Origin of the sequence: Weissella hellenica, assembly GCF_005405545.1 — a bacterium.
Taxonomy (GTDB): Bacteria; Bacillota; Bacilli; order Lactobacillales; family Lactobacillaceae; genus Weissella; species Weissella hellenica.
In genome coordinates this window covers 47,296-59,815 of the sequence record NZ_BJEG01000001.1, presented here as the reverse complement: position 1 = coordinate 59,815, position 12,520 = coordinate 47,296, and the positions used below count along the sequence as shown (strand labels likewise).

Annotated in this window: 8 protein-coding genes and 4 pseudogenes; 5 read left to right on the top strand and 7 right to left on the bottom strand. The window is 34.5% G+C overall.

Annotation, left to right across the window (positions count from 1 at the left end; genetic code table 11):
* Positions 1-48 precede the first annotated feature (48 nt).
* Positions 49-747, top strand: coding sequence for a ribonuclease H1 domain-containing protein (locus FFM61_RS00265; RefSeq protein WP_074426679.1), 699 nt, complete (start codon positions 49-51; stop codon positions 745-747).
* A gap of 234 nt (positions 748-981) precedes the next feature.
* On the opposite strand, the gene FFM61_RS00260 is transcribed toward FFM61_RS00265, so the two are convergent.
* Complete coding sequence (locus FFM61_RS00260) at positions 982-1,800, bottom strand: Cof-type HAD-IIB family hydrolase (RefSeq protein WP_074426680.1); 819 nt, start codon at positions 1,798-1,800, stop codon at positions 982-984.
* A gap of 36 nt (positions 1,801-1,836) precedes the next feature.
* A complete protein-coding gene (locus FFM61_RS00255; protein WP_074426681.1) occupies positions 1,837-3,180 on the bottom strand; it encodes a TrkH family potassium uptake protein in 1,344 nt (447 codons plus the stop codon).
* Between the two features lie 703 nt (positions 3,181-3,883).
* On the opposite strand from FFM61_RS00255, the pseudogene rlmH reads away from it, so the two are divergent.
* Positions 3,884-4,378: pseudogene (rlmH, locus tag FFM61_RS00250) on the top strand (23S rRNA (pseudouridine(1915)-N(3))-methyltransferase RlmH).
* A gap of 496 nt (positions 4,379-4,874) precedes the next feature.
* Entirely contained in the window at positions 4,875-5,738 is an 864-nt protein-coding gene (locus FFM61_RS00245; RefSeq protein ID WP_083194387.1) for a formate/nitrite transporter family protein, read from the top strand.
* A 328-nt stretch (positions 5,739-6,066) separates the two neighbouring features.
* Here FFM61_RS00245 and FFM61_RS09035 read toward each other — a convergent pair.
* A pseudogene (locus tag FFM61_RS09035) lies at positions 6,067-6,222 on the bottom strand (filamentation induced by cAMP protein fic); the annotation flags it as partial.
* A gap of 82 nt (positions 6,223-6,304) precedes the next feature.
* A complete protein-coding gene (locus tag FFM61_RS00235) occupies positions 6,305-7,315 on the bottom strand; it encodes a restriction endonuclease (protein WP_074426684.1) in 1,011 nt (336 codons plus the stop codon).
* 165 nt (positions 7,316-7,480) lie between these two features.
* Here FFM61_RS00235 and FFM61_RS00230 point away from each other — a divergent pair, with 165 nt between their 5' ends.
* Positions 7,481-8,410: a site-specific integrase gene (locus tag FFM61_RS00230; RefSeq protein ID WP_074426685.1), complete on the top strand. Its 930-nt coding sequence runs from the start codon at positions 7,481-7,483 to the stop codon at positions 8,408-8,410.
* Positions 8,411-8,465: 55 nt separating this feature from the next.
* Here FFM61_RS00230 and FFM61_RS00225 read toward each other — a convergent pair.
* Positions 8,466-9,056, bottom strand: a pseudogene (locus tag FFM61_RS00225) (restriction endonuclease subunit S); the annotation flags it as partial.
* A 64-nt stretch (positions 9,057-9,120) separates the two neighbouring features.
* On the opposite strand from FFM61_RS00225, the pseudogene FFM61_RS00220 reads away from it, so the two are divergent.
* A pseudogene (locus FFM61_RS00220) lies at positions 9,121-9,762 on the top strand (restriction endonuclease subunit S); the annotation flags it as partial.
* An 11-nt stretch (positions 9,763-9,773) separates the two neighbouring features.
* Here the strand turns inward: FFM61_RS00220 and FFM61_RS00215 are convergent.
* Complete coding sequence (locus tag FFM61_RS00215) at positions 9,774-10,958, bottom strand: restriction endonuclease subunit S (RefSeq protein ID WP_074426688.1); 1,185 nt, start codon at positions 10,956-10,958, stop codon at positions 9,774-9,776.
* Positions 10,958-12,511 (bottom strand): type I restriction-modification system subunit M, encoded by a 1,554-nt coding sequence (locus FFM61_RS00210; RefSeq protein WP_074426689.1) that lies wholly within the window; start codon positions 12,509-12,511, stop codon positions 10,958-10,960. Before FFM61_RS00210 ends, FFM61_RS00215 begins: the two co-directional genes overlap by 1 nt.
* Positions 12,512-12,520 lie beyond the last annotated feature (9 nt).

Here is a 12,520-nt window from a genome sequence, read left to right as displayed (position 1 = left end):
CGTTATGATTAAGTCATAAAATTTATGATTAAGGATAGCTGATTTACTATGAAAACTTACGCCATTGTCGGTAATCAATACGAAGGCCTTTACACAAAACCTTGGTCACAAGTCCAAGCTTATACACGCACAAAACCTGCACCAAAATTTAAAGGCTTTGCAACGCAAGCTGAAGCACAAGCTTGGTTTAACTCTCAAGTAGCTGTACAAAATGATCCATCACGTCAGTACACAACGGCTTATAATGGTCAATTCAAAGCCGATCCTCATCAATATTATATTTTCACTGATGGCGGTAGCCGTAATACTGGCAACGTAGCTGGTGGTCATGTCAAAGCTAGTGATAAAGCCGGTTGGGCAATTGCTATTTATCATGGTTCTAACCTAACCGATCCAGTTTTCACCGATAGTGGCGCCTATTTTGGGCGCACAAATAATGAAATGGAAATTTTAGCCCTGATTAATGCGCTTTTACAGGCAGCTAAAGTTTCAGCCCCAATTACTATTGTCAGTGATTCAAAATATGTATTAGATAGTGCCACAAATTGGATGTATAACTGGGCAGATAATAATTGGCATAAAAGCTCTGGTGAAATTGCTAATCTAGATGCTTGGCAGCAAATTTATGCCTTAATACCGCCGCTCGCTACGCGGCTATCTTTCATTTGGGTAAAGGGCCATGCGACAAGTCACGGTAACATTACCGTTGACCAGTTATTAAATGATGCTATGGATAATTTATCATAAACTACCGGCCAGCTAGTCTGGCTATTTTTTTACACTCATTTGTGAATAAAATCACTATGAATAACAAGAGGAATTTGCTTGTCATTTATAAAGGGGAACAAAATATTAATACGTTTAATCTTTTGTCAGATGTTTCCTTGAACAACATTATTAGTGTATGTATATTTATGCATTTTTATGCAATTAAAAAGCCACCTTTATTTTAACAACAAAGGTGGCTTGTTATGAAATTATTTAAATTAACGTATCGATTGTTTTCAATACACCGTCATGATTATTATCATCAACAGCTAACGGATAAAGATCTTTTAGTGTTTCATCACCATTAATCATCGCAAATGGGCGGGCAGCTGCAGCTAACATTTCAGCATCATTTAAACCATCACCAAATGCCGCTAAATTTTCATTTAGTTTAAAGCCGTAATGACTAGCTAATACCTGCAAGCCATTTGCTTTATTAATCTTAGGCGCCACAATATCAACTGAACCATATCCAGAAGTTGTCACATGACCACGATCATCTAAAGTTAAACGAGCTGCATCAATAAATGCCTGCATTTTATTTTCTTCGTACGTAATTGTTACTTTTAAAATTGGCTCATTAATTTGGTCAACTGAATCAATAAATTTTAAATTCGGATACAATTTAGCCATTTTAGCTTTGTGAGTCAGATTAATGCGCGCTTGTGATTTTAACATATAAGGTTGTGTTATCCCGGTGAAAATAGCGCCATGTATCGGCTGAAAAGGTAATGTGTTAACAACTTCCATAATGACTGCTACATCTTTTACATGTAATCCAACCATTTGAATAATCTCTCCCTTAGCCGTGCGGACAACTGCACCGTTATCAGCAACTAAATCATATTGACCCGCAAAGGACTTAAACATTGGATCTACCGATGCAACATCGCGACCACTTGCAACCACAAAGTGACCATTTTGTGCCAATAATCGATTTAAAATAGCCGTAAAATGTGGTTTATGATAATGCTTTTTATCATTTAAAAACGTACTATCCAAGTCTGACGCAATCATTTTAATTTCTGTCATGCTTTAAACTCCCATCATTTTCATATTTTCTTTATTTTAGCCAATAATTACTTCCTCAGTCGGATATTGGAATTTACGTGGTTTGTCACGAATATTCATGACAGAAAACATAACTGTATATAAACCAACACGACCGATAAACATTACAATCATAATCACAACTTTTCCAAATTCTGTTAGATGAGGGGTTAGGCCCAAAGAAAAACCAGTCGTTGAAAATGCTGAAATTACTTCAAACACAATATATTCTAAACCTTGTCCTTGCGGAATTTTTTCAGTCATTGTTAATAACAATGACACAACAGCGACAAAAACAATTGAAATAACTGCTAACATCATCGCCTTAATTACAATTTTTTGACTAAATCGTCGACCACCAAAATTCACTTGCTCTTGACCACGTAATGCAGCCATTGATTGCATCCATAAAATACCTAATGTTGTCGTTTTAATACCACCAGATGTCGATCCTGGGGTTCCACCGACAAACATTAGAAAGGTAATAATCATAATCCCCGCAGCAGATAAATTAGATAGTGGTATAACCTCTAAGCCAGCGGTTCTTGGTACAACTGCTAAAAACAAACTATCCACAATACGATTACCAATAGAGCTGGTCGTCATAAGTGGTGCTAAAACTTTTTCAGTAATAAGGAATAAAACAAAACTAATACCTATCAACCAACCAGATACGTGAATTGCCACTTTGGTATGCAAGCTGACGCGGCGTTGTTTATAAAACAACAACAGATCCCGCCAAACTAAGAAGCCAAGCGAGCCAGCCGTAATCAGTAACATCCAAATGATCAAAATATACGGATCATTTTGTAAAAAAGAGACTGGTTTATCAAAAAATGTAAAACCAGCATTTCCAAATGATGAAATTGATGATGCTACACTGAGATAAATCCCTTTGGTCACACCAAAACGTGGTATAAAATCAGGCAGCATCAAGAATGCACCAATTAATTGAATAATAGCTGACAGTGAAAACACATATGATAACACACTTTTAACGTCAGCTAAATTCCTAAGATTTAATGCTTGTTGTGCCATTAAACGGGCTTTTAAATCCAAACGTTGACCGGTAAGTGCAAACAACAACACCGCAAACGTCATAAAGCCTAAAGCACCAATTTCTATCATAATCAACAAGATAATCTGACCAAATACTGACCAAGTCGTCGCAGTATTAACAACCGTCAGTCCCGTTATGGCGGTAGCTGAAACTGCTGTAAACAATGCATTCATAAAGTTAACATGTACACCTGGTTGTTGTGATATCGGCATCCTTAATACAAAAGCACCAACAAATATAATAACCAAAAATCCCAATGTTAAGATCTGCGGTGGCGTTAATTTGCTAAATATTTTTTCCATAATTAAGTATCTCCCAACATATTTATATTATACAGGAGGAACACAAAAGTTTTTCACAGATTTTTGTGGACAAATAGGGGAAAAGTCCACGTATTCCACCGTCATCTGTGGATAACCTGTTAATAACTTACGGTTTTTCCAAAGAAAACCTTGTTAAATCAACCAATACCTCAATGTGGATAACCTTTTTAAAATAAATAAAGCAAAACACTATTAAATTAGGGTTTTAACTTAAAATTAGGTTAAACCTTATTAAATTTTAGGCTTTTAATAAAATTAACCGTAATTTTTACAAAATAATATGTGTTTAAATCGTTTTACTATCATTTAATTAACTAAAAAAGTGAAATAAACTGCTAAAATCGAATATTTTTCTTTTAAACAAGTCATATATTTTGTTAATAAATCATAAATATGAAATATAGTCTGTGTATAACTTTTTATAACCATTCTTATATTATGGGAAATTCATTTAATGTAGCGTTTACAAATACCGTTATGATAACTTTTTAAAAGTTATACACAACCATAACCCACAACTGTGCATAAATAGGTAAAAACGTTAACGTAAACCTTTAAAAAGTCTGATATAATAATGTTTATAGATGTTTTAAAACCTGTTAGTAACTTGTGGATAACCTTATTTTTAATATGATTTTCGTTATTTATCCACATTTAAACAAATAAATTTTAAAAATCAATCATTTTTTATAGAAAGGCGAACATAAAAATTATTGGTGTCGGTAAACTAAAAGAAAAATATTTAAAGGATGGCATCGCTGAATATACTAAGAGATTGCATAAATTTACAAAAGTATCCATTATCGAAGTCCCGGATGAAAAAGCGCCTGAATAATTATCAAAAGCTCAAATGGACCAAGTCATGGGCAAAGAAGGCGAACGAATTCTAAGCAAAATTAAAGATAAAGAATATGTTTTTGCGCTAGCTATCAAAGGATCTGAACGTTCTAGCGAGGAACTTGCTGCTGAAATTGAGCATTTAACTGTTCAAGGAAAATCAGACTTAACATTCATCATTGGTGGTTCTTTAGGATTAGCACCTGAAGTTTTAAAACGCGCCAATACGCAAATTAGTTTTGGCCGCTTTACTTTGCCACACCAATTAATGCGTCTCGTCTTAACTGAACAAATTTATAGAGGATTTATGATTAACGCCCACACACCATATCATAAATAAGTCTATTACCCATAAAAGCGTACTGATTATCTCTTCAGTATGCTTTTTTACACATAATTACATATTTATTCCATTTATTTTCACAAAATTCACAAAATAACTCTTGAATTTCGGACGATAACGGAGTAACGTAAACTTATAGGGAAAAGATGTAAGCGATTCCACCTTTTTGCTTTTTGTGTTCAAGGATTATGTTATGAGTGAGTACATTATTATTTTAAATGTGCAGAGAATCCTTTATTAAAATCAACGAATTGGCAAAGTAAACTTTAAATAGAAGAACTTATATAATCATTGATTATCGACAAGGTAAAGTCTAGTGTGGGCTAGTTTTACCAGTCTTTTTTTAATTAAGCCACTATTTACCAAATGAGGAGAATTTTGTAACAGCTTCGCATATTACAAATACAATAAAGAATATCTACCATTTAACATGTTATGTTTCTCAATACACCGTAAGCTTCAAATTTTATAGAAAAGAGAAAATAACATGGATATGCCACAGGTAAGAGATTACACTACCGATTTGCCAGCCACAGATACTATTAATGAGCAGGAGACCGTAGCTGAAAAATCACCACTATTTAAAAAAATAGATGAAGCTTTAATGAATAAGGTTGCTTTATTCACAAGCAGTTACGCACGTTACGCAGCTCGTGCCATATTGGCAACATTATTCCTAACACTAGGAACAGCCGCTGCTTTCGGGACTGCTTTGCAAGCTGAAAAGATTTTGCCAGGATCTGGTAAATTTACTTTCGCCTTCATGTTTAGTTGGTCATTGGTTATGATCATCTTCATGGGTGCTGAATTAGGAACATCAAATATGTTATTCGTCACAGTTGGCGTTTATCGTAAGAAAATTCATTTTTCAACGGCAGCTAAGGTGCTTGGTACGACGCTATTATTCAATTTGATTGGTGGTGTCTTCTTCGCTTACCTAATTTCATTAACAGGAGCCTTCCAAGATTTACCATCAAGTAATTATTTGTTCGACGGAATTGCTGGTAAACTAAGCAAGTCATCAATTCAAATCTTCGTTGAAGCTATTTTTGCTAATATCATTGTTAACACGGCGTTCTTTATTAACCTTCGTATGAAGGATGATGCCGGTAAGGTTATGGCCATTATCTTTGTCATCTTTATCTTCGCATTCTTGGGTTACGAACACGTTATCGCAAACTTCCCAGCATTCTCACTAGCATTCTTTGCCTCACACGGTACAATCGCTGGTATGACATTAGGAAGCGTCCTACACAATATTTTCTTTGCCTTAATTGGTAATTATGTTGGTGGGGCATTGGTCATCGGTATGACTTACGCTTGGATGAACAAGACTAAGACAAATTACGTTGATTAAAAATAAATAATACTTAAAAGCCAAAGTTATTCTTTGGCTTTTTAATTTATCCAAAAAATTATGTAAATCATATTTTTTAGATGTTAGTAACCCAAAATAAATTTGAACTTAATTCAAAATCGTAAATCTAAAACGGGCGAACAAGTGGGATTGCGTAATAAAAGAAAAACGGAAGCAAATCAGATTAGTGATTTACTTCCGTTTATGTATACGTACACGTAATAATATTACTTTTGTCGAACTTCTAAACCTTGAATCGCATGTTTATAGGTCCATTCTTTTGGTTGTTGCATATCGTCATCGTCTTGTCCGTTCTATAAAAATATACAATCGACACTTTAGCAACGCTCATATCATCCATGATTGTTTGTGTTTTTTGAAGGGCTGTCTTAACTCCTTCAAAACGCGCATTAGTATAAACCAACTTTGTGTAATTCATTCGTGTAAAACGTCGATTCTCATCAGGTGTAAATGCAAATTTATCTGTAAAATTTTGTTTTACCTCTCTACAATAGTTACATCATTACGTAAACACACCCAATGTATATGTACGTGTATACGTATACCTAATCTTCAGAAAATAAATCGTCATCAATAACAACAATTGTTTTCTCACGAACTCCCATTTGATTATCGTATAATATGTCAATTAATTCTTCACCATTGATTAACGTAATCAAATTGGCACCTTGACGTGATCGTTCAACAGCATCTTTAGTATAGACAGAGGTTGTCACAAAAATACCACGATCAGCATTATGTCTACTAATACTACCCGCGAAATTACTAATATCTGGGCCCGTTACTTGTCCTTTATTAAAACGTTTTGTTTGTAAAACCACCTTATAAGTCAATAATTCTGGTGTGCGCAAATACCCAATTCCATCAATCCCACTATCACCAGACTTAGGCGTTTTTTCCATCTTAATGCCAATTTTACGCATTAAGCTAACAATTAATTCCTCAAATTTATAAGGATTCATACGCTGTAATTTATTCAATAATTCTTTACGCCAAACTTCACCTTCATCGATATCATTAACAAATTCTTCACTTGTAATGTCATTCGTTGTTTCTTCATCCAACGATAATTTTTTAGCTGCTTTTTGCTTTTGTTTCTTTTTTGCTTTTGCAGCCTCCCAGACGGGAATTGACTTAGCATACACATCATCCCAAATATCAAAAGTTGAAAAATTAACATGTTTACCTTCATCCGTTAATTCCCAAACACCTCGACTAGGAGAAGCAAGTAGTCCAGCTCGCTTTAAATTAGACATAGCAAATTGTAAGTGCAAATCTAAAATACCATAACCGGAATTACCTGTAGCATCACGTTCTTCTTGTGTATAGTAATCATACTCAGTAGCCCGATCTTTCACCAATTTAGCCTTAGTTGGACCACCAAATTCCTTCAATGCTATTAAAATTGCAATGACAGATATTTTTTCGATTCGCGATAACTTAGCATTAAAATTTGATACTGACGATGCCGGCATATTAACTTCTTTTGCATCAATATGCCGATTCATACCAAACTGATTATACCAATCCGGTGCATTTTGTTCTTTACGTCCCATAATTATTCCTCAATACATGATTTATTGTCTATATTATACTATCAACGTACACGTGTACGTGTACGTACACATCTACGAACACTTTAATTGCTTTTTTTATTAAAATTTCTGACGATATTCTTACCTTACCGTATGTAAGGTAAATATTATTCAGGAGGTGACGTTATGTCACAAAATAACACGATTCTATTCCACAAATACTACCAACAATGGATGTCCTTATACAAAGAAGGGGCTGTAAGAGCTATTACTTATACCAAATATAAGCAAACTCATAAACAGCTTCGCCTGCTGGCACCGCATTTACGACTGTGTGATTTAAACCGTCAAATCTACCAAGACTTACTAAATCGCTATGCTGAAACACATGAAAAACAAACCGTATTGGATTTTCATCATCAAGTAAAATCGGGAATATTAGACGCCTTGGAAGAGGGCTTACTAACTGTTGATCCAACTCGAAAAATTGTCATTAAAGGGACTGTAACACAGCATCACAAAGTGAAATATCTCAACCAACAGCAATTAACAAAATTACTTGCTCAACTTGAATTAGGGGATGAATTATCACTCGATTACTTCTTTTTGTTAATTGCTAAGACTGGATTACGTTTTAGCGAAGCTTTAGGAGTCACACCGAACGATTTTGACTTGTCCCGGCTAACATTGTCCATTAATAAGACATGGAACTACAAGTCAAATAAGGGGGGATTTACAGCAACTAAAAATACAGCCTCTATCCGTAAAGTCCCTATTGATTGGCAAGTTGCAATGCAATTTGCCCAACTAATCAAAGATTTGCCAAAAACACAGCCTATTTTTATCACCCCAGGTAAGAAGTTCTATAATGAGACAGCCAACGATCGACTAGAACGTTACTGTAAAAAAGCCGGCATCCCAGAAATCAGTATTCACGGTCTGAGACACACACACGCATCGTTATTGCTTTACGCTGGTGTTTCAATTGGGTCTGTTGCCCAACGTCTTGGACACTCAAATATGAATACAACCCAGCGAACATATCTACACGTTATCCAAGAATTAGAAAATGCCGATACCGATAAAATTATGCGCTATTTAACAACATTAATGTGATTTGATTTAAAAAGTATTTTATGAGATCATGTGAAATTTCGTCTCACATGGTCTTTTATGCCGATTTAGTCTGTTTAAACGTGAAAATCACCGCGTAAAGGTATAAAATCACTAGAAAATAGTGAGGCGGTGGGCTTCGCTGGTTGACAGTTATGAGGTTATCTATTTTTCTAAAAATTCCTCCTAATCTTTGTTCTTCTTCTAATGTTGGAAGTATTATATTGAATTTTCGAATATTTTCCATACTCAAGACTGGTTGTGATGATGTAGCTATTAATGGATATATAACTTGATTATAAAAAGTTTTGTTTGCAATTATTTGACCCAAAAAATGTGCGTCATCACCCTTGTTTAGTCGAATTCGCGCTACATTAGGGGCTAGATAAAACCTATCATCAACAGGCACTATAGCAACTTCTCCAATTGTACCAACATAAGTAAATAGTAAATCATTTTTAAATAATTTACTTCTGTTTAATTTAGAGAAATCACTATTATCAATATATTTAACATCATTTAATACTATTTTCCCATTCTTTATATTTAATCCCCTTAAAGCTATAACTTTTCCAACATCTTTATAATTCACATATTTTGTAAACTCAAACCCCGCAAGTTTAGTAATATCAGAAATGTCACCTAGCTTACGCTTTTCCCAAGCAAAAGCATATTATTAAATTTTTTAAAATTTATAAGTTTGGGAAAAGCGTCAGTTGGGAAATGTATCGAACAGTTATTCTGGTGGAACTCCGAGTGCAAGTAGAACGGATTATTATGGTGGCAAAATCCCCTTTATAAGATCGGCAGAAATAAATTCAAATTCAACTGAACTTTATTTAACGGAAAGTGGATTTAAAAATTCATCTGCAAAAATGGTTCAGTTAGGCGATATTCTTTATGCTTTATACGGGGCAACGAGTGGAGAAGTAGGAATATCAAAGATAAACGGAGCCATAAATCAGGATATTTTGACCATAAAGCCTACGGAAGGCGATAATGCACAATTTATTATGCAGTGGTTGAAGGGACGAAAAGGGCATATAGTCAATACTTATTTACAAGGTGGTCAAGGTAATTTATCTGGGTCAATCATTAAAAATTTAGAAATTATGATTCCTGATGATAAAAAAGAAGAAATTAAAATTGGAGAATTCCTTCAAAGTATTGATAACCTCATAACTGTCAACCAGCGCCTAAATCAAAAAAGTATAATTTTACTGTCTAACTATATTTACGCTGTAAAAAAGCCACCAGAATTAACTGATGACTTACATTTACTATTTATTTGCATCATTTTTTGTTATCTGTACAACGTTTTGGATTATTATAAACTCCAAAACAACAAACTATAAAATTTATATATTTAGATAAACGTCTGTTGTAATAGGGATTTCTTCTTTTCTTTTAGCAAATCCACTTTACGCTGGTTGACAGTTATAAGGTTATCCAATGAACTTAAAAAATCACCTATTTTTCTTTGCTCTTCAAATCTAGGGATGTCAATTTTAAATACATTTAAGAAGTCTTTTTGAACATGAGGAATATTTGGCGTTCTATAATTACTATAAATGTTCTTTTGATGAAGTCTTAAAAATTGATACACAAACTGAGAATTTACGCTGGTTCTATATGCCTTCAATGTGGATCCTAATGTACCTTCAAATCCACTGTAAACAGTGCCTGCTTTTGAACCATCCCATAGAATTAATATATCATCTTGACTTACATCTTGAATTCCGTCTGTTAGGATAGGAGAGCCACCATTAAGTCGTACCGTATCTAAATATTCAACCTTTCCTGCGTTTAATTTTTTCAGTTGTGCTTTGCCTTTTATCTGTTTTTCAACTACATCGTCTAACTGACGCTTTTCCCAAGCATCAATATATCCTTTAAAACGTAGCTCCGGAATATTCGAACCTGTTTTTGGAAATAATTTTTGTAGATAAGCTGTCTTTTTCTTTTTAAGTAAATTTACTTTACGCTGGTTGACAGTTATAAGGTTATCTAGGAATCTGAGTAAATCAACAACCTTATCCTGTTCTTCTAAACTTGGTAAATTAAATTCAAATTTTGATAAATTGGGCCAACTAATTCCAAAGACTTTTAAACCTGTGCCAGTCCGATACCCAAAATGTTTAAAATTATTAGTATGAAGCAAATAATACAAAAATGTGGCATTGGTGGCTTGTGGACGTAAAGCAATTGTATGTAATCCTGCAACTAAGTTTGCATCTGGTAATTCTTGTATAACAGCGGGTGAAGCAATTCCTTGATAATCTTCAGAAGCATCTGTCACAATAAGATCATTTACCGACAACGTAGTATATTGACTTGGTTTAATATTTGGTAAAACAGATTTTTTGTTAATAATGTCTGCTTTACCAGTATGAATATCACCATAATGAACATACTTATAGCCTGTACTTTCGTTATACTCAACATCCCGAGATAACGAATAAGACTTAATCTTATCTACCACATTACCCAACTGACGCTTTTCCCAATCGTCCGTAAATCCCTTAAATCTTAGCTTTGGTTGCACCGCCATTATTCTTCACTCGTTTCTACTAAATCAGCTGCCATTGCCTCAAATTCTGCTTCTAATTTGGCGATTTCAGCATCAATTTCGACAAGTTCTTTATTTACTTCTGCCAAATCAATTGGTTCTTCTTCTTCGAACGTGTCAACATAACGGGGAATATTCAAATTATAATCATTTTCAATAATTTCATCACGACTTGCAACATGTGCGTACTTATCAATATCATTACGGTTATCGTACGTTGTCACAATTTTTTCTAATTGCTGATCTGTAAGGTTGTTTTGATTTTTCCCTTTTTCAAATTCTGACGAAGCATCAATAAATAAGATATCTTGCGTTGCACGATTCTTCTTAAAGACTAATACTGTTGTTGGAATAGAGGTACCAAAGAACAAGTTAGCGGGTAGGCCAATAACAGCATCCAAAACATTATCTTGTTCAATCATGTAACGACGAATAACACCTTCAGCGGCACCACGGAAAAGGACACCATGTGGCAACACAACCGCCATTGTTCCATTACTATTCAAGTGTGCCAACATATGTTGTACGAACGCAAAGTCAGCCTTAGATTTTGGTGCCGTTTTACCATACTTTCGGAAACGTTCATCATCTAACTTACCCTCAGTATTCCACTTAGCAGAGTAGGGAGGGTTTGCCACAACTGCATCAAATTGTTGTCCTTCAAAATAATCGATTTCTAACGTGTCACCTTGTTGTACACTAAATTGATTATAGTTAACACCATGCATTAATAGGTTCATACGCCCTAAATTATAGGTTGTACGATTTAGTTCTTGACCATAATAGTTTCCAACTGTTGTATAATCACCAACTCGCAATAATAGTGAACCAGATCCCATAGTAGGGTCATAAACACTTTGTAATTTGTCATGACCTTTAGACACAATTCGTGCTAACAATTTTGAAATTTGTTGTGGTGTATAGAACTCACCAGCTTTTTTTCCAGCATTAGCCGCAAACTGACCTATTAGATATTCATATGCATCCCCTAAGACATCAATTTGTACTTCGTCATGGCCCATATCTAAATCAGCTAAATTCAACAAAACTTTTTGCATCAAGGCACTACGTTCTGCCACCGTATTTCCCAAACGAGTTGAATTCAAATCCATATCATCGAACAACCCACGGAAATCTTCCTCAGAACTTTCACCAATAGTTGAAGTTTGCACAGCGTTAACAGCTGTTTGTAACTTTTCAACGTCAAAATCACCAGCTTGTGCGCTAGCTACCAACGTTTCAAATAAGTATTCAGGTGCAATGAAAAATCCCATCGCATTAGTAATATCAGCAACTAGTTCGTCGCGCACTTCATCATCGGCATATGCTTCAGCAAAGGTTAAATCATCATTACTCAACAAACCTTTTACATATTCAGAAACACGATCAGACAAAAATCTATAAAAGATTAGTCCTAAAATATAATTTCTAAATTCGCTAGCATCCATGTTACCACGTAAATCACTAGCAATAGACCATAAACGACGTTGCAACTCTGCCTGTTGTGTTGCTTGCACTGTATGTGTATCTGACATAATTTTCTC